This window comes from Cryobacterium sp. TMT2-4, from assembly GCF_004402575.1.
Taxonomy (GTDB): Bacteria; Actinomycetota; Actinomycetes; order Actinomycetales; family Microbacteriaceae; genus Cryobacterium; species Cryobacterium sandaracinum.
This window is the reverse complement of record NZ_SOGE01000018.1, coordinates 1-18,429: the sequence shown is the minus strand read 5'-3', so window position 1 is coordinate 18,429 and position 18,429 is coordinate 1. Positions and strand designations below refer to the sequence as shown.

The window sequence follows — 18,429 nt, the reverse complement described above, 5'->3', positions numbered from 1 at the left end:
TCACCGTGGCATACAACGTCGCCCAGAAACTCATCGCGTCGCACCTGGTCTCCGGGGAGATGGTGCCGGGGACCGAAATCGGCCTGCACATCGACCAGACCCTCACCCAGGACGCGACCGGGACCCTGGTCATGCTGGAGTTGGAGGCGCTGGGACTGGATCGCGCGCGCACGGAGGTTTCCGTGCAGTACGTCGACCACAACCTGTTGCAGGCCGACAGCAAGAACGCGGAGGACCACGACTTTCTCCGCTCCGCCTGCCAACGGTTCGGCCTGTGGTTCTCGAAGGCCGGGAACGGGGTGTCGCACCCCACGCATATGCAGCGGTTCGGCATCCCCGGCAAGACGATGGTCGGCTCCGACAGCCACACCCCGGCCGCCGGCTCGCTGGGGATGCTGGCCATCGGCGTCGGCGGCACCGAGGTGGCCCTGGCCATAGCCGGCGAGCCCTTGTACATCAGGATGCCCGAAATCTGGGGCGTGAAGCTCACCGGACAACTGCCGCCGTGGACCAGTGCCAAAGACGTCATCCTCGAAATGCTGCGCCGGCACGGCGTCAAGGGCGGCGTCAACCGGATCATCGAATACTACGGCCCCGGCCTCGCCACCCTGACCGCGATGGATCGGCACGTGATCGCCAATATGGGCGCCGAACTGGGCGCGACCACCACCGTTTTCCCGGCCGACGCTCAGGTGCAAACCTTCCTGCGCGCCGAACAGCGCGAGCAGGATTTCACCGAACTGCTCGCGGACGAGGATGCGACCTACGACGTGACCGGGGAGATCGATTTGGCTTCTATCGTGCCGTTGATCGCGCTTCCCAGCTCGCCCGGCAATGTCGTGCCGGTGCGCGAAGTGGCGGGGCGCCCGGTGGGACAGGTCGTGATCGGGTCGTCCGCGAATCCGGGCCTGCGCGATTTCGCGATCGTGGCCGCGATCACGAAGGGGCGGCAGTCATTCCCCGGCCTGTCCCTCGACGTGAATCCCAGCTCCCGGCAGATTCTGCAGGACATGACCATTATGGGGGCCACCCTGGATCTGATCGGGGCGGGGGCTCGACTGCATCAGTCCGGCTGTATGGGCTGCATCGGCATGGGCCAGGCCCCAGCGAATGGCAGCATCAGCCTGCGCACGATGCCGCGCAACTTTCCCGGCCGCTCGGGCACCCAGGAAGACTCGGTCTACCTATGTTCGCCGGAGACGGGGGCCGCCGCCGCGCTGACGGGACAGATCACCGATCCGCGGGACCTGCCCGGGCTCTTCGGCTTGGAATATCCCCCGATCACACTTCCGGTGGTGTCGAGCGTGAACCTGGCGATGCTCGAGAAGCCCTTACCGCCGGAGGAATCCATAGCGGTGCACCTGGTCAAGGGCGAAAACATCTCCTCGTTGCCGGTCTTCGGACCGCTCTCCGAGCACATCGAGGCACCTGTCGCCCTGATCGTGGGCGATGACATTTCGACGGATGAGATCCTGCCGGCGGGTGCGCGCGTGCTCCCTTTCCGCAGCAACGTCCCCAAGCTCGCCGAATTCACCTTCGACCAAGTCGACCCGACCTACCCGACTCGCGCTGCCCAAACCCGAGATACGACCGGCCACATGATCGTCGCCGGTGCCAACTATGGGCAGGGCTCCTCTAGGGAGCACGCCGCGATCACCCCGCGCTTCCTAGGATTAAGGGTGGTGCTGGCGGTCTCGTTCGCACGCATCCACTGGCAGAACCTGGCCAACTTCGGCGCGCTGGCGCTCCAGTTCGCGGATGCGGCCGATCACGATCGCATCGCGCAGGATGACGTGCTCGTGCTCGACGGGATTCGTGAGGCTCTCTCGAACGGAACGGAGATCCTCGTGCGCAACACAACCCGTGATGAGGTCTACTCCGTGCGCCACGAACTCTCGACCCGGCAGATCGAGATGCTCCTCGTCGGTGGCCTCATCCCGTGGCTGCGCACCCGGAGCGCGCGCCGAGCCGCCGTTCCTGAGGAAACCAAATAGGCCAGCGCAGTGTCATTTTGCGGCAAATTTTCATTCTGTGACGGTAACCGCATCCAGTGCCCGACCATCTCAATGTCGCATGTGACGGTGAGTGCCAGACCAGCCACGAGGGCGTGTCCGTCGCCGGTGATGCCGGCCGGGGACAGTCGCTCATCGTCTGGGCCTTCACTGAAGGTCGCGCCGCAGCAGCAGCCGTCGATCGTTTCTTGGAGGTGAGACGCAGCTGCCCTCCCCAAGCCAACGGACCACCCCTTCGCCATCTAATTGACTTTCAACCCAACCGCGGCACTATGCGCCTAGACCGTGCGGAAAACGGAGATCAACAAGCATGAGATCCTCGAAAATCAGCAGACTCCACGCGCTGTCAGCGTGGCCGGCTCCGAACTGAGAACGGGCGGCACCGACCAGCCACGCGCGGCAATCACAGCACCGTTGACACGCGCACAGCGGTAGCGGAGCATGAGGGAAATGGAAGTTGAGAACGACATGCAAAAGAAGTCGCTCACCGCACTCGTGCGCCACCATCTCAATCACGCACGGGACGCATCCAGCGGTCGCAGCGCGGAGACCGTTTACGGCGGCCACGTGCACGTCCTCCGGCAAACGCTGATCGCGCTCCGTGCCGGGCGACGCCTTGGAGAACACGACAACCTGGCTGAAGCAACCGTGCAGGTCCTCGAGGGGCGGGTCGTTCTCACCTCGGGTGGCGCATCGTGGTCTGGATGGCGCGGGGACCTGATCACGATGCCGCCGGGCCGCAACTCGCTGGAGGCTGTCGAAGACGCGGTCATCCTGCTCACCGTGGCGAAGCTCATCGCTCCGGCGCGGCGTCCTCCGCCGATTGCACTCGGCAAGCCGACGGCAGATGGGGGCCGTGACGGGACGACCGAGGGGACGGACACCATCGTGCTCGACGCCCGCACCATCCCGCACGCCATCCGGCACGCGGCCGTCTTCGGCGCGCTCGACGCCGTTGTGCCGGGGTTCGCCCTGGACGTGATCGAACCGCACGACCCCCAACGGATGCTGGCGGAACTTCAGCAGAGCCAGCCAAACACTTTCGACGTGAGCTACATCGAACGAGGCCCGGAGCTCTGGCGGGTGCGTTTCAGCCGCGCTTAACCGACAGAGCCGACCGGTGAATTCGGGGAAGTTGTTGGTGGCCAGGAGGCGTTCGATCTCTTGGCGGCCGTCATCGCGCCAAGTGAGTCCGTTCCACTCCAAATATTTCCCCACCTTGACCGCCAGAATCGTCAACAGTACGCGGCACGCTGAGGAGCAACCAAACCACCCGCATTTCCAGTCAGGAGAACCGAATTCCCGTGGAGTAAACGCGATGGGGAGACCATCCCCGCGGATGATCTCCCCGGAAACCGTGTGAATGGCGACTAGCTGAAGGAATCTCCACAGGCGCAACTGCTGCCCGCGTTCAACAGTGGAGACCCAGGCAGATCAGTCACCAGCTGCGGATCGATTTTCCGGGACAGCCCGAGATGAACGTCGTGCACGAAAGTATCTATCGGGCTCTGTATTCGCCGCACGCAAACGGGCTCTCCCGGGGAATGGCCCGTCACCTCCGAACCGGGCGCCGCGGGCGTCCGACCCACCGTCACACGACGAAACGGCGTTCGAGGTTCTCCGGCCCGCTGCTGGGCGAGCGCCCCGTTGAGGTCGACACCCGACTGGTTCCCGGCCATTGCGAAGGCGACCTCGTCTGCGGAACCTTTAACCGTTCAGCCATTGCGACCCTCGTGGAACGCACCACTGGCATGCTCCTGCTCCTGCTCGTGCACCTGAACGGCAAACGCGACGCCGCCACCGTCCGTGAACGCGTCGGTCAGGCCATGTCAGGGCCGCCGGCGCACCTACGAAAATCATTGACCTGGGACCAGGGTTCGGAAATGGCTGAGTGTCTGCAGTTTCAGACCGAGACGAACATCCCGGTCGCGATGATAATTTCCTGGTGTCGGGATATCTCCGCTCCCTGATCCCAGGTCGTCGAGCGGCACAGCCTGCGTCGCGACGGCCACCGACAGCCCCGCGTCCAACTCCTCCCAAAGCGACAAACGAACGCTCAAAGGCGACAACGGTCGAGCCAACAACAACACCCCACAGAACTCAGGGTGTTGCGCTCACCACCTGAACTCGCCGACGACCTCATTGGCGTGATGTCCACCTTGCCGACGGCACGCCCTTCTCGGGTCATCATTGTCGACGTAGCGTAGGCGGGTGATTCCCGGCGGCACGGCCGACAAGCTGCACGACCCCTCGTGCAATTCATCGCGTCGCTGGCCGCCGGGGTTACCTGCATCTGGGGTCAGGAAGACGATGTGGAGCGCTCCTGTTTATGGGAGGACATGCCCAGCGGTCGTGAAGAGGCGGTACCACTCCTCACGGCTGAGCGGAATTTCGGACCCTGCGGCAGACTCCACCACTCGCGCGGGCTTGGTCGTCCCCAGGACCACCTGAATGTTGGCCGGGTGCCTGGTGATCCAGGCGACCGCGATCCCCGTCGGCGTGACCCCGTGGGCGGCGGCGATGTCATCGAGGGCGTCATTGAGCGGGCCGTAATTCTCCCGGTCGCCCACGAACACGCCGTCGAAGATGCCGCTCTGGAATGGCGACCAGGCCTGCAGGGTGATGTCGTTCAGTCTGCTGTACTCGAGGAGCCCGTTGTCGCGGTCAATCGACTGGTCCAGCCCTGCCATGTTGGCAGCAACTCCCTGCGCGATCAACGGCGCGTGGGTGATGCTCAGCTGCACCTGGTTGAAGGCCAGCGGCTGGTTGACCGAACGCTTCAGCAGTTCGATCACCCCGGGCGTCTGGTTGGAGACACCGAAGTTGCGCACCTTTCCCGCGGCGTGCAGCGCGTCGAACGCCGCAGCAACATCCTCGGGCTCGACCAGAGTGTCCGGACGGTGCAGCAGCAAGATATCCAGGTAGTCGATGTTCAGCGCCGCGAGAGACTCATCGACCGAGCGGAGGATGTGCTCCTTGGAGAAATCGAAAAAGCCCTGACGGATGCCGACCTTTGACTGAATGATGACCGCCTCGCGCTCTGCGTCCGTGAACGTGACCGCGTCACCGAACCGCTTTTCGCAGCCGTGCGCGCCACCGTAGATATCGGCGTGATCAAAGAAATTGATGCCGGCATCCCGCGCGGTGCCGACGAGAGCGCGGATCTCCTCATCGTCCATGTCCGAGATCCTCATCATCCCGAGAATGACATTGGATGCCTGCAGATTTGTACGCGGAGGGTTGTATATCTTCATCAGACCATCCTGCCCTACTTCGAATTTCTGCCAGCTCGCGCTCAAAGAAAAACCAAGGGAGAAGAGGGAGCCGAAAACCGAGTGAACTTTGCACCGTCAACGGACGCATGGAATCGTCAAAAGTGGTCGAGAGCGTGTTGGATCTGTCTTCACAAACAGCACTCATCTTGGGCCATCGCCTAGGTGGTGGTGAACCGATCTACTCGAAGAAGGTTTTCTGAGAAAGACCGGCGGCGTTTGCGGACGAGAAGAAGTCCCGTCAGGAAGAGCAGAGTCGCGAGAATTATCGGTTGGCCAGGGTCGGCGCCCGTGGCTGCGAGAGATCGACCAGCATCGACTGGCGGGCCGCCTACCACGCCGACCTTCACTGTGACAGTGGCGGTGTCGCAATTGCCGTCAACGTCACAAACTTTGTAGGTGAAGGAGTCGGTGCCGGTGTAGCTGGAGTCGGGCGAATAAGTTACCTCTCCGACATCAGGGTCAACATCGACGGTGCCGTGGCTGGGTCCGGCAACGATCGAGACCGAAGTCGGGTCAAGATCACCATCACGGTCAGTGTCATTTTCGAGGACATCGATGACTACTGGTTTGCCGGTAGTCGTGGTCACGTCGTTGTCTGCAGCAACTGGTGGCGTACTGGTTGCCGGAGGAGCCGTAACCCTGACTGTGACGATTGCGGTGTCGCAACGGTCTGTGGTGTCGCAGATCTCATACGTAAACGTATCGGTCCCCGTGTACAACGAGTCCGCGGTGTATCTGATCTCACCAGAAACAGGGTCGACCGAGAAGGCACCGTGTGATGGCGCCACAGTCACCGACACGGTCGTGACATCGAGATTTGCGTCGACGTCCGAATCGTTGTCCGCGACATCAATCACTAATGTGACACCGGAGACGGCCGGCGAGCTGTCATCAACAGCCACCGGCGAAGACTGAACCACCGGAACTGCAGTGACGTTGAGGGTCACCGTGGCGGTGTCACACACCGGTCGACCATCACAAATGCGGTACTCGAACGAGTCCGAGCCGACATACGAACCCGACGGCGTGTACGTGACAACACCCGTGGTCGCGTTGACCGACGTCGTCCCGTGGGCAGGCGGTGTCGTGACCACGACCGATGTCAGATCCAGGTCGCCATCAACATCAGTGTCATTCGCCGGAACATCAACCGTACGGGCCACCCCAGAAGTCGCCGCAAACGGCCCATCATCAACAGCCACCGGCGAAGACTGAACCACCGGAACTGCAGTGACGTTGAGGGTCACCGTGGCGGTGTCACACACCGGTCGACCATCACAAATGCGGTACTCGAACGAGTCCGAGCCGACATACGAACCCGACGGCGTGTACGTGACAACACCCGTGGTCGCGTTGACCGACGTCGTCCCGTGGGCAGGCGGTGTCGTGACCACGACCGATGTCAGATCCAGGTCGCCATCAACATCAGTGTCATTCGCCGGAACATCAACCGTACGGGCCACCCCAGAAGTCGCCGCAAACGGCCCATCATCAACAGCCACCGGCGAAGACTGAACCACCGGGTTCGTGGCGGTGACGGACTTGGTATACGTGCCGAGATCGGAGTTGTAGTGGTACGAGGAGCCCGAATAGTCGTAGATGTTTGCATTGACAAGACCGGTACCTGGAGCTTTTACCAAGGCCGTGACCGTGACCACGATCGAGTTGCCGCCTGCCTTGCCCGTCCCTAGACAGGACCTGTAGGACCCACTTGTCGTAACCGGGTCCCATGTGCACGCGTTGGCGTAGAAACCGGCGGTCGGCGGACCGCCGGCCCCTGTTTCTGGCTGCGTATAGGTGCCAGTCACGGACAGAATTTCAAAAATGGTGCCGTCAAGTGAGGGCCCAGCGGACAGCTGCTCGTAACCCTGTGTGGCAGTCTTTCCCGTCAGTGAGTAGCTGACTGTCTGACCGACAACAACATTTGTCGGTCCTGTCACGGAGGTCACTGCGTTGCGGTTTTGAGAGACGAGCTTCTCAACGTAAATCTCGCGTGTCGTCGGGGTGCTCACGGTGGTGACTCCCGGGGCCGCAGCCGAAATCGTGAAGCCACGTTTGGCGTTGTAGGCCGCCGCATCGCGTGTGATCTCGACCGTCCACCATAGCTTCGTGCACGAATTGGCAGCGATAGCGGGAACACTTTTTGTCGCAGTGCTGTCGAGATTGATGTAGGTATTGGCAGTCGTCCAATTCCATGCCACGTCAACACCGCTAACCGCCGTGCCGGTTACGTTGCATACCTTGGCACCAACCGAAAACTGGTTGGGCCCTGACGTAACACTGTTGCTGTCCAACCCGACGACGTTCCACTCGGTGGGGGTGATCGTTAGCGAATTAGTAGCGGCAGAAGCGGGTGAAACGCACACAGCGAGAATAATGGCGCTCAGGGCCGTGATCGCACCAACGCGAAATTTGACAGGAATCAAGACAGGGGCCTTTTGCTAGTCGGGTTTCTCGAGGGTGCAAGTTCCTCCGAGCAAGACCATGCCGCCGCTAGGTGTCGGTGGCGAGATCTTGAAGATCCTGTCAATAAGGGTCCGGACTGTACATACCCCAGTTAGGGACTGTGCGGAAGCCGGATTGAGCCAAACACATCGCATCCGACGAGACCGGTGGAACACCGCTACGGGCCCGACGGTCTCGGTATGGGCCACATACTGCCCGAGGGGGGCGATTCGCTTAGCATTTAAGATAATCCGACGCGCGTGAACAGGGGCAAACTTGAACCAACCTCCGAGCGATCTCAAGACTTTTTTCGACCGGGCCGATTGGATGCGCAACTTCAGCAAGCCGTCCGAGCCCGAGTACCCGAATCCGTTCGACCCGGCACAATTGAACCATGACCCCGCTCCCCCGCAGCACCCCCGAGGCCGAGGGAATCTCCTCCGCCGCCATTCTCGATTTCATCGCCGCGGCGGAGGCGCAGCTCGAGACCCTGCACAGCCTCATGGTCGTTCGACACGGTTGCGTCATTGCGGAGGGCTGGTGGTATCCCTTCGCGGCGCAGCATCCGCACCTCATGTTCTCGGTGAGCAAGAGCTTCACCTCGACCGCCGTCGGGCTCGCCATCGGCGAGGGCCGGCTTACATTCGACGACCTCGTCGTCGACCTGCTACCAGACGACCTGCCCAAGCAGATCCACCCGCGCCTGGCCGCGCTGACTGTGCGCCATCTGCTCACCATGACCACGGGGCATCCGACCGATACGGTGTCCCTCGCCGACGACTCGCACGGTGACAACTGGGCGCGCACCATCCTGGCCCAGCCCCTCGAGTTCGCGCCGGGCACCCACTACGTCTACAACAGCGGCGCGAGCTACCTGCTCTCGGCGATCCTGCAGCGGCTCACCGGAGAGCGTCTGTTCGACTACCTCACCCCGCGGCTGTTCGACCCGCTCGGCATCATCGGCGCCACGTGGGAGTCCTGCCCGCGCGGCATCGACGCCGGCGGCTGGGGGCTCTCCCTCACGACCGAGCAGCTCGCGACCTTCGGCCAGCTGCTGCTGCAACGCGGCGAATGGAACGGCACGCGACTCGTGCCGGCGGAGTGGATCGACGAGGCCACCCGGGTGCAGGTGGACACGTCGGGCACCGAGCACGACGTCGACGGCCGTCAGGGCTACGGCTACCAGTTCTGGCGGAACCGGCCGACCGGTTACCGCGCTGACGGAGCGTTCGGTCAGGTCTGCCTCGTGCTTCCAGAAACGGATGCCGTGGTTGTGCTGACTGCGGCGCTCCCGACCGCGCAGCGCGCGCTCGATCTCGTCTGGGAACACCTGCTGCCCGCTTTCACCGACCAGCCGCTCGCAGAGATACCGAGTGGACTTGCCGGAAAGCTGGCGGGCCTCACCCTGCCGACCGTCGTGGGCGAACCCACGTCACAGACGGCGGCGCGGGTGGCGGGCGTCCGCTTCGACTTCGACGATGCGGACGTGACCGCGGTAACTTTCGAGCCGGGACTGCTCACGATCATCCGTGGCGGCGTGGGCCGGCGGCTAGCCTTCGGCCACGGCGAATGGGTGGCATCCGCCGATGCCCCGGTACTGGCGAGCGGCGCGTGGGTCTCCCCCAGCACTCTGGTCGTGCGGGCGCACAACGTGGGCACGCCGTTCTCGCGCACGTACACGCTCGAGTTTCGGGATGACGCGTTGACCCTCGACATCGAGCAGAGCGTGGCGTTCGGGGATCCGCCCCCTACTCGCCTGGTCAGCCGGTAGCTGTGCAGATCCCCGTGGTTCCGTGCCTGAACGTGCCTGCATGATGGCGATCGTGAGGAGACACGGCCAACTACACGGCGTTCCGTATGAATCCGCGCAGATAGGCGCGAAGGGCTGGATCACAGACATAGACGATTTCGTCGCGGACTGAAATTTCGTCCATGCCGCAAACCTAGCAGTGTCGAGTTCCATCGGACTTTGGCGGCGGATGCGAGGCCTTCCAGCGAAGCCTTGCCGCTGGCCAACTTCAGCCTGCCCACAATCGCCACTTATGGGTTCCGGGCCCGGAAGCCCCGGCGCGCTAACCCGGAACGACCCGGCCGCTACCCCTCGATCCCGAGCTTCATGGATCCGCCAACCACATCCCGGTCCCCCAGCGGCTGCGTCGGCCGTGCATTGTGACTGTGTGCGCCTTCAAGTGTGCCGATCTGCTCCGCCAACATCGAGATCGGCGTGCTCGTCACGACCCACTGCACATCCTCGGTGCACGGCGGTGTGGTCAGACTGCCCGAGTACTCGTAGTTGTCCAGCGTCCGCGGCAGCACGGCCGCGATATCCATTGTCACGTCCTCGTCGTCAGCCATATGCGTGGCCCTGTCGATGAACGGCGCCAGGACGCCGGATGTTTGCCTCTCGGCCACGAGGATGCCCAGTACCAGTGGATTGCCAGCCGCATCCGCGTGCACCAGGTGCAGCTCGGCCGCCGCCGGCTGGCCGTTCACGGTGTGCTCCGACGGCACGTGGGCGTGCATCTGCTGCAGACTGTACTCGTCGCCGGCGAAAGTCAGGGTCTCGCCCTCGCCGTCGGCCTCGAACTCCACCGCGTGCCCGGTGTCGAACACATCGGCCTCCGCGTCCTCCGCGCTCAGCTGGATGACCGAGCTCGGTGCGGGCATGGTCGCGGGCAGGTCGATCGGGGACTGGGCGGTGCCCGCGCCGCAGGCCGCGAAGCCGGGGTCCACCTCCGCCCACGATGCCGGTCCGCTCGCGCCGTCGCAAGACCATCGCGCCGGCTCCGCCACCGGTGGCTTGCTCGACTCCGGCGCGGGCTGGGCGCAGCCGACAAGGGTGATCGCGGCCACCATGAGCGCTGAGGTGATGAGCCAGGGTCGTGCGGACATGGGAACTCCTGGAAAACGGCATAGAAAAACGCCACACCGAACATGTGGCGTGACCACTCTTGTGACAGAGCTGCTTTCCCGAATTATCCTCTCGCTGCACCCGGTCTACGGTCACCGCCGATCTCCTGCAGTGCGAAAGCACCTCGCCTGAAATCCCCGCGCCCCTGCCGGACATCCCTCAGTATGAGAGTTGTGACCGACACCGATCGCGAGAAGCGGATGCGTAACCTCGCCGTGCTCGTCGTCGACCCTGTGCGCCGCTATCTGCACCGCCGCACCGACGCCGCGACGGCCGACGACGTGATCGGCGACACTCTGCTGGTGTGCTGGCGCCGCCTCGACGAGGTGCCCGACGACGCACTTCCCTGGGCGATCGTCGTCGCTCGACAGTGCCTCAGCAACGCTCAACGCGCCGAGCGCCGGCGCATCCGTCTCATCGGCCGCATCATTGCCATCGACCCGCCGCCGGCCGCTGCGGACGAGAACCCCGCAGCATCCACCGTCGATGGCGCCGCCAAGACGGCCCGCGTGACCACCGCCCTCGCCGGCCTGCGTCGAAACGACGCGGAGATCCTGCGGCTGTGGGCATGGGACGAGCTGAAAAGCACGCAGATTGCCGTCGTGCTCGGCATCAGCGCGAACGCAGCGGCGATCCGCCTACACCGTGCGAAGGCTCGCCTCAAGCAGGAGCTACTGAAATCCGGCGACCCGACCGGACATGTACCGTACGACGAAGGGAGCGAAGATGCACGACGATGACCGTGCGCTGCGCGATCAGCTGCGCGCCGCCGATCCGGCCCGCACGCTGCCCCCTGCCTCGCCGACATGGCTCGACCACAGAATGGAACAGATCATGACCGACCAATCCCCTGACACCACGACCGTCACCCCCACGGCGCCGCGACGCGCCTTGCGGCGGTGGATGCCGGTGGTCGGCATCGCCTCCGGCCTCGCCATCGCCGCCGCAATCGTCGTGCCCCTCGTCGTCGGCGGCCCGGAGCCCACCGTCGAGGCGTTGCAGCCTCCCATGGACGGAGGCCTCGCGAGCGGCAGCTGCCTCAGGCTCGAGCCGGCGGCCGTCGCGGCGCAGGAGCATGCGTTCGCCGCGACGGTGCTGCAGATCCAGGGCGACACCGTTCTGCTGGAGGTCAGGGAGCGCTTCGCTGGCGACGTCGCCGACCGCGTGGAGGTAACGCAGGTCGACGCGATGACCTCCGACTTCTCGGGCGTGCCCTTCGTGGTCGGCCAGAGCTACCTCGTCGGCGCAGTCGATGGAACGATCACCGGCTGCGGCGTCACCGGGGCCGACAGCGCCGAGCTCCGCGCGGTCTACGACGCAGCGTTCCCTGGCTGATCCACGCCCGCGAGAGCGGATGACGGGACCGGTGCCGGAATCGTCACATCTGGTTTCGGACCCCGCAGCGGTCAGTGCGACCGTTGTGGCGCGCCCCGGAAAAGAACGAGTTTGCCGGATGCGATCGTGACTCACTACTGCGCCGGGATAATCTCCTGGCCGATCAACAACGATGCCCGACCGACCGGTCGGTTTGCATCTAGAATGGTCCCATGGATCGTCGGTCACTTATTCTCAGCGCAGCCCGAAACCTCACTCTCGAGCGCGGTGTTGTGCCGTCCTTGAATAGCACCGCGAGTGCTGCGGGGGTGTCAAAGGGCGGACTGATCCATCATTTTCCTTCGCGCGCGGCTCTTGTTCAGGGCTTGGCCATCGGGGCGTTGGAGGAGCTCGACGTAGCGATGCTTGCGGCGTCGATGGAGGGCCGGGCGGCGGAAGCCTGGCTCAGGCTTTCCGTGCCGACGGGTGATGACGTGGCTCTGTTCCGAGCTTTAGCGGTCGCGCACCGGGCGGTCGAGTCGCCGGGTGATGACGTCGCTACCGCCGCGCAGGAAGCCGGCTCTCGGTGGGAGGCCATGATTCAGAAGGAAACGGGCGACGTCACACGCGCGCGGGTGATCCGCCTCGTCGGTGACGGACTCGCAGCCAACGTGATCGCCGGCATCGAGCCTGCCCCCACCCCCGCACAACTCGACGCACTCCTCGACGCCCTGATCCCTCGACCCGGTGGTGCGTCAAGACAATGAGTGGAGCGCTACTGGGCGCGATTGCCGGCCTAGCGGCCCTCGACGCCTTCAATCCTGCGACCATCGTCGCCGTCACACTCATCCTGCTTGTTGCACCCAGTCGGCCCGGACTAACGGCACTGGTGACCATTCTCGGCGCGGCCACAACCGTGTTCGTGGCGGGTGCAGCACTGTTTCTCGGCGCTAGCGCAGCCGCAGGCGCCGTCGGCGGCATTGTGCTCGCGCTGCGCTATGTCGCCTTCGGGGCAGCGGGAGCCGCGGTGGTTATCGCTGGCGTTCGACGCTTCCGAACCCGACCCCGCAAACCCATCGAACTGCCCACGTGGTTTACCCCGTGGACTGCATTCCCTTTTGGCGCACTACTCACGGCCGCCGATCTGCCCAACGCGTTCCCCTACTTCATCGCTATCGAAAGGCTCCTCGACGCGCAAGCCAGCACAGGTGAAGCGCTCCTGGTGCTGGCCGGGTATACGGTCATCTACTGCCTACCCTGCCTAACGCTCCTAGTCATCGGCCTGCTCTCTCGCCAACGAACCCATGCGCTCCTGGCCCGCATCACCAACAGACTCGGAACCGGAGACGTCCCAGCGTCACATCCGGCGGCGATCGCGCTCATGACCCTTGGTCTCTTCGTCGGGACTCTGCCTCTCTGGGCTCTCAGCTAACATCGTCCGCCCCTTCTTTCTGGGTCTTCATCCTGTCTGGCCATTCGCGACGCATGGGTCCACTACCTCCTCGGTAGCTTCATCGAAGTGGTACTTCTCATCGCCATTGCCGTAACCGCATGGAAGTGGCCGCCGACTCAAGTCGCATACTCACCGACGTAGGCAACCAACGCGAAGAGCCCGCGTCACAGTCCCACGGACATCCACTCGCGGGAGCAACGACGCCGGGTGCACTGTGCTTGCTGCGCCAATTCCATGAGCGCGGTTGATGTTGCCGGAGATGGGCACTAAATTGTGGATTCCCTGAATTTAACCGTCGTCTTCACGCTTTTCTCCAGTCCAGCCAGTCCATATTCGACCTCACTGCCAACAAAGGGGATGTCCCTTGGATTCATTGAGAAGGCTCACAACCGTCGCACTCGCGGGGTTATCCGTGTTCGCTTTGGCCGCCTGCGGAACCGGAACAGCAGTAACCCCCAACGCGTCCGACGCCAGGGCGAGGTTAGCTCCAGCGGTCGCAATCGTGCCGACAACGGTCGCGTCTGGCGCATTCAGTGAGACGGCGCAGGTCTCCCTTGGGAAGGACGGGGCGCGCTCTACGGCCGGCGCGGCCGGAAGCGGTGACGTGTACTTCCCCAACGCCGGCAACGGCGGGTACGACGTCCAGCACTACGACCTTGCCCTTCGCTACACGCCGCCGACGGAACCCACGGTCCTCACAGGCCGCCTCAGCGGCGTCGCGACCATCACACTCCGCGCGAAGCAGGATCTGCAGTCGCTTAACTTCGACTTACGCGGCCTCGACGTTTCGTCGGTCCGGGTGGACGGCAAGGCGGCGGCACACGGGAAAGCGCAAGGCAAAGACAGCGCCGAGTGGTCACAGAAGCAGGACAATGCAAACCGATACTGGGAACTCACCGTTGAGCTGCGGCCGAAGCTCGAAGCAGGACAGACGACGACCATTGTCATTGAATATGGCGGGATCACCGGGCGGCCACTAGACACCACCGGGGCCCTTTACGGGTGGGTCACCACTGCTGATGGCGCGATGGTGGTCAACGAGCCCGATGGAGCGGCGACCTGGTACCCCGTGAACGACGACCCGGAAGACAAGGCAACTTACAGGTTCCGCATCACGGTGCCGGCCGGTAAGACAGCTGTGGCAAACGGGCTGCCCGCCGGGGCGCCCAAGACAAAGGCCGGCTGGACAACATGGACGTGGCGGGCATCCGACCCGATGTCCAGCTACCTGTCGACGGCGAGCGTAGGCGACTACGCCTTGTCCCGCGACGTGAGTCCGGACGGTCTGCCGATCATCAATGCGATCGACGATGGAGTGACGGGCGCGCCTCTTGCAGAAACAGCGGCGGCACTCGCGCTGCAGCCCCAGATGATCACCTTTCTGGAGGCCCAATTCGGGCGATACCCGTTCGAGTCGTTCGGCGCCATTGTCGACGACGACTCGGTCGACTACGCCCTAGAGACTCAGACCCGCCCGGTGTACTCCGAGGTCGCGGACGAAAACACAGTGGTGCACGAACTGGGGCACCAGTGGTTCGGCAACTCTGTGACCCCGGCTGATTGGAAGGACATCTGGCTGAACGAAGGCTGGGCGACCTATATCGAGTGGCTCTGGGCAGAACATCAGGGCACCGCATCAATTTCCAATCAGTTCGCCGACACGGTGGCATACCTGGACGCAAACGACGGCTGGGCACTCAACATCGCAGACCCGGGTCGCGACAGCCTCTTTGCGAATCCGGTCTATCTGCGAGGCGCGGCTACCCTGTACGCATTGCGCGCGAAGATCGGTGACGACGCGTTCTTCGCCGGCGCCCGCTTGTGGCTGACTGAGTACGACGACTCGAATGCGACCACTGCGGACTTCGAAGCCGTAATGGAAGAGAGCTCAGGCCAGCAACTCCAGACTTTCTTCGACGACTGGTTGCGCGAAGGCGACCGCCCGGCAATGCCCTAGCCACCAGCGCAGTCCCTGGCAAGGAGAACCCGAAGGTTCACGGCTCGATGTGCCCCGAGCAATCGAGCCCGACTGACTTCATGCGCCCGGACAAAGTGAAACACACAGCGTTCGAGACCATCCGACACAGGTGAACACAGAAAAACAGCCGGAGCTACGGCGCTGAAGAAGAACTCGCAGCCACACGAAACCGCAAGATCCACTCAAACCAGAAATCGTTCCTGAGAAGCCTCAGGTGCGATTTCTTTATATTTGCCTTCACTGATCCGGTTGACCGACGACTCTATCCAGTAGCGCTTGCCGAGGTTGGTCTTCCGGCAGCGTCAGGCCTTCACATCTCCGCGCCATCCGCCGTCGGAGGTTCCCTTCGCCTCGATGAACTCCTTAAAGTTCCTGAGGTCTTTTTTAATGGCGTGATCGTCGATACCGAGAGCGGCCCCAGCCTTCTCAAGCAGCCCTGTCGCCTCCCAATCAAGCTGTACCGTCACCCGTGTCTCGTTCGCGGCCAACTTATGGAACGTGACAACTCCCGCGTGGTCAACCTGCCCGCCGGTGCTGTTCCAGGCAACACGCTCGTCAGGGTGCTGCTCGGTTATCCGAGCCTCAAACTCGCGCTCCACGCCACCGACTTTAACCTTCCACTCGGTGAGAGTGTCGGTCACCTGCGTGACGGATTCAACAAAACTGAGAAACTTTGGAAACTCCTCGAATTTTGTCCACTGGTTATACGCGACGGTAACGGGAACGTTGACGTCGACAGTCTCGATGGCGTTGGGCATGATGACCTCCTAATGCGAATTCGACGGATGAAATAGTTTCTGCAATCCCATTCACAGTACCGAAGGCTAATCCAAGGTCAACCCGGGTAAGGAAAAACTCGCGGGAACGAGAAGGTTCCTGTGCGCGGAACCTCAGCAGCGTGAACAGGCGATGGGACGGGCTGAACGACGGGCGAGGGAGACTCTTCAGAATCTCTTTCGGTCCCAGGGCGAAGGGCGACCAAAATGCACTTCAGATCGATGACGATCGCGGCCGTGGGGCTAAGCGACGTCGCCCCGGCACCCAACTCTTGCATGCCGTGCAGAATCGCCTCGACTGCCGCTACGGCGGCATCAAGGGGCGCGCTATCACGCGGGCCATCGTCCGGGGCACGCAAGGTTTCTGCGACTGCGTGCAGGGCATCGCTGAGAACCGGAGGCAGTTCGGGCGGCAGCTCAAGGGGAATCGGTTTACCCCAGATCATGCCCGCAAAAACCTCGGTCAGGTTGCGCACGTGAAAGGTGACGTTCTCCAGGGCCGCGAGGTACTCCTAGTCAACAACAAGATTTCTGCGGTTGAAACGAGCGCGAGGGTTACCCTTACGACTCTCATCGGCGCGTTGCACAGCCGACCTGACGTCTCGTGCCGCGTCCGTGAGTGCGCTGCCCCTGGTCGCCCGGAGTTCACGCTCGGGAGGCCAACTCCCAACCAAGGCCACGCCGATATCGCTGAGGTGCGTGGCGAGGGTGCCTCAAAAACTGCTCAACCGCTCGACCTCCGCCCACAGTATGCCATCGCATGCTTCCGATAAGGGGGCTGAGGCCGATGACCAGCCAGATCGTCTAAACGCTGGGCTCGCTCAGGATGAGCACGGCCCCGGCGAGGGCGATTCCGAAGGCCAGCCCAGCGAGGGTTTGTAAAGCGCTGCGGAGCGAACGCATGAGGGTTGGGTGCATGCTCAGAAGTGCGCCCAGCGGCGCGTAGTACCGCAATTCCTGAGCGTTTCCAGGGAGGAAAGGGAACGGTGTCCAGGCAATCGCCACAGCAACAGAGATCTCGGTGATCTGGAGGAATCGCGGAGGTTGGAGACGACGACGAACCGACGTCACCGTCTCATGCCGCTGCATCTCTTGCGCTGCTCATTCAAAAAATTGTTTCGCGTGACGTTGAGACCAGATCAACTTCTGAGATGCTCTGAACGCTCGTTCGCGCGTTGCTCGCCAGGAATGCATACGATAACCAAGTGACTTTGCCGAACGGATTTCATCTAGCGAACCGAGAGTTCTTTGCCCGCGAGGTGCTCAATGTCGCACCCGAAATTCTCGGCTGCATCCTTCAACGCACCGATGACGACGGCATTGTGACCATTCGAATTACCGAGGTCGAGGCGTACGCGGGTGAACGCGACCCCGGCGCACACGCCTATCGGGGCCAGACGAATCGGAACAAGACAATGTTTGGTCCCGCCGGGCACCTCTACTGCTACTTCACCTATGGAATGCACCACTCGCTGAACCTCGTCGCCGGACAACCAGGACAGCCATACGGTTGTCTCATCAGGGCGGGAGACGTGATGGGAGGTGCCGCCATTGCCCGCAGCCGTCGAGAAAGCAAACCACGAAAAGTTCCTCTTCCCAGTAGCAGTTTGGCGCGGGGCCCAGGCTGCGTTGCCCAAACCTTCGGGGCAACCCTGGCAAACGACGGTGACGATCTTTTTGGCGGACAGTGGAAGTTTTTCGTTCCGGATGATGGCCTGGTGTTACCCCACCGAACCGGACCACGCGTTGGCGTCAGCGGACCCGGCGGCAATGCGACGAATTTCCCCTGGCGATACTGGTTAGCTGATGCGGCATCCGTCTCAACCTACAAACCAGGCCGCCCGTAACCGTGGCTCGCCGTTTGTCTGCATTGGTGGTCACGAATGGCTAGATTTTCGTCAGGGCCTCGCCCTTGTGCATCGCCACGTGGTCGGTCGTGTCGCTCGTGATCTCGTACTGCGGATCATCGGGACTGCAGCGGTGAGTGTGCCCTTTGTATTCCACGTCTATCGTATGAATTTTCGCGATGGTGCCGTGCACATGGCCGGCCTCGGAGTTCCAGCGCACGTGATCGCCGACTGAGAATTTTTTTGTCGTTGGTATGCCTTCCACTGCCATAATCTTGCTGGATCTTTCGAGCGTATTCGCTGCACCATCTTGCTTCGAATTGGCACCCTCGGGTTTCACTCTTCCGGTGGATACCAGAGGCGGTTACCGTCGACTTTCGCGAAGCTGGTGAGGGTGTGGGGCTTGGTCGAGGTCAGG

The 18,429-nt window shown here is 62.9% G+C and carries 17 protein-coding genes and 1 pseudogene; 11 read left to right on the top strand and 7 right to left on the bottom strand.

The annotated features are described in order from the left end of the window. Positions 1-5: 5 nt before the first annotated feature. The 4 genes and pseudogenes from E3O54_RS05600 to E3O54_RS05585 all read left to right on the top strand — a co-directional run bounded on the left by E3O54_RS05600 (position 6) and on the right by E3O54_RS05585 (position 3,982). Entirely contained in the window at positions 6-1,994 is a 1,989-nt protein-coding gene (locus tag E3O54_RS05600) for an aconitate hydratase (RefSeq protein WP_134401133.1), read from the top strand. A gap of 71 nt (positions 1,995-2,065) precedes the next feature. After that, a pseudogene (gene gltD / locus E3O54_RS16825) lies at positions 2,066-2,262 on the top strand (glutamate synthase); the annotation flags it as partial. 200 nt (positions 2,263-2,462) lie between these two features. Further along, positions 2,463-3,116: a DUF2249 domain-containing protein gene (locus tag E3O54_RS17300; protein WP_134341952.1), complete on the top strand. Its 654-nt coding sequence runs from the start codon at positions 2,463-2,465 to the stop codon at positions 3,114-3,116. A 278-nt stretch (positions 3,117-3,394) separates the two neighbouring features. Then, the gene (locus E3O54_RS05585) at positions 3,395-3,982 is read left to right on the top strand and encodes an IS30 family transposase (RefSeq protein WP_134401132.1); all 588 of its coding nucleotides are present in this window, start codon (positions 3,395-3,397) and stop codon (positions 3,980-3,982) included. A gap of 357 nt (positions 3,983-4,339) precedes the next feature. Here E3O54_RS05585 and E3O54_RS05580 read toward each other — a convergent pair whose 3' ends face one another. Then, positions 4,340-5,266 (bottom strand): aldo/keto reductase family oxidoreductase, encoded by a 927-nt coding sequence (locus E3O54_RS05580; RefSeq protein WP_104171202.1) that lies wholly within the window; start codon positions 5,264-5,266, stop codon positions 4,340-4,342. 179 nt (positions 5,267-5,445) lie between these two features. Then, positions 5,446-7,713, bottom strand: coding sequence for an Ig-like domain-containing protein (locus E3O54_RS05575; RefSeq protein WP_134401131.1), 2,268 nt, complete (start codon positions 7,711-7,713; stop codon positions 5,446-5,448). A gap of 413 nt (positions 7,714-8,126) precedes the next feature. On the opposite strand from E3O54_RS05575, the gene E3O54_RS05570 reads away from it, so the two are divergent. After that, positions 8,127-9,503, top strand: coding sequence for a serine hydrolase (locus E3O54_RS05570; RefSeq protein WP_134401130.1), 1,377 nt, complete (start codon positions 8,127-8,129; stop codon positions 9,501-9,503). Between the two features lie 323 nt (positions 9,504-9,826). On the opposite strand, the gene E3O54_RS05565 is transcribed toward E3O54_RS05570, so the two are convergent. After that, on the bottom strand, positions 9,827-10,624 hold the full coding sequence (locus E3O54_RS05565) for a carbonic anhydrase (protein WP_134401129.1): 798 nt from the start codon (positions 10,622-10,624) through the stop codon (positions 9,827-9,829). A gap of 192 nt (positions 10,625-10,816) precedes the next feature. Between E3O54_RS05565 and E3O54_RS05560 the strand changes: the two genes are divergently transcribed. From E3O54_RS05560 to E3O54_RS05540, 5 genes are all read left to right on the top strand, one after another. Beyond that, positions 10,817-11,383 (top strand): RNA polymerase sigma factor, encoded by a 567-nt coding sequence (locus E3O54_RS05560; RefSeq protein ID WP_134401128.1) that lies wholly within the window; start codon positions 10,817-10,819, stop codon positions 11,381-11,383. Next, positions 11,370-11,978: a hypothetical protein gene (locus tag E3O54_RS05555; RefSeq protein WP_134401127.1), complete on the top strand. Its 609-nt coding sequence runs from the start codon at positions 11,370-11,372 to the stop codon at positions 11,976-11,978. Before E3O54_RS05560 ends, E3O54_RS05555 begins: the two co-directional genes overlap by 14 nt. A 212-nt stretch (positions 11,979-12,190) precedes the next feature. After that, on the top strand, positions 12,191-12,724 hold the full coding sequence (locus E3O54_RS05550) for a TetR/AcrR family transcriptional regulator (RefSeq protein ID WP_104101666.1): 534 nt from the start codon (positions 12,191-12,193) through the stop codon (positions 12,722-12,724). Continuing rightward, positions 12,721-13,389 carry a GAP family protein gene (locus tag E3O54_RS05545; protein ID WP_104101668.1) on the top strand — a complete coding sequence of 223 codons (669 nt, stop codon included), beginning with the start codon at positions 12,721-12,723 and terminating at the stop codon, positions 13,387-13,389. The genes E3O54_RS05550 and E3O54_RS05545 overlap by 4 nt, the downstream gene beginning before the upstream one ends. 625 nt (positions 13,390-14,014) lie before the next feature. Further along, a complete protein-coding gene (locus E3O54_RS05540; RefSeq protein WP_233191446.1) occupies positions 14,015-15,367 on the top strand; it encodes a M1 family metallopeptidase in 1,353 nt (450 codons plus the stop codon). Between the two features lie 323 nt (positions 15,368-15,690). Here E3O54_RS05540 and E3O54_RS05535 read toward each other — a convergent pair whose 3' ends face one another. From E3O54_RS05535 to E3O54_RS05525, 3 genes are all read right to left on the bottom strand, one after another. Beyond that, positions 15,691-16,146 (bottom strand): SRPBCC family protein, encoded by a 456-nt coding sequence (locus E3O54_RS05535; RefSeq protein ID WP_104101671.1) that lies wholly within the window; start codon positions 16,144-16,146, stop codon positions 15,691-15,693. Between the two features lie 77 nt (positions 16,147-16,223). Then, positions 16,224-16,640 (bottom strand): hypothetical protein, encoded by a 417-nt coding sequence (locus E3O54_RS05530; protein ID WP_134401126.1) that lies wholly within the window; start codon positions 16,638-16,640, stop codon positions 16,224-16,226. A 328-nt stretch (positions 16,641-16,968) separates the two neighbouring features. Then, on the bottom strand, positions 16,969-17,169 hold the full coding sequence (locus E3O54_RS05525; protein WP_134401125.1) for a hypothetical protein: 201 nt from the start codon (positions 17,167-17,169) through the stop codon (positions 16,969-16,971). A 200-nt stretch (positions 17,170-17,369) separates the two neighbouring features. Between E3O54_RS05525 and E3O54_RS05520 the strand changes: the two genes are divergently transcribed. Further along, on the top strand, positions 17,370-18,011 hold the full coding sequence (locus tag E3O54_RS05520) for a DNA-3-methyladenine glycosylase (RefSeq protein ID WP_104101678.1): 642 nt from the start codon (positions 17,370-17,372) through the stop codon (positions 18,009-18,011). Between the two features lie 40 nt (positions 18,012-18,051). On the opposite strand, the gene E3O54_RS05515 is transcribed toward E3O54_RS05520, so the two are convergent. After that, positions 18,052-18,351 carry a DUF2945 domain-containing protein gene (locus tag E3O54_RS05515; RefSeq protein WP_370247375.1) on the bottom strand — a complete coding sequence of 100 codons (300 nt, stop codon included), beginning with the start codon at positions 18,349-18,351 and terminating at the stop codon, positions 18,052-18,054. Positions 18,352-18,429 lie beyond the last annotated feature (78 nt).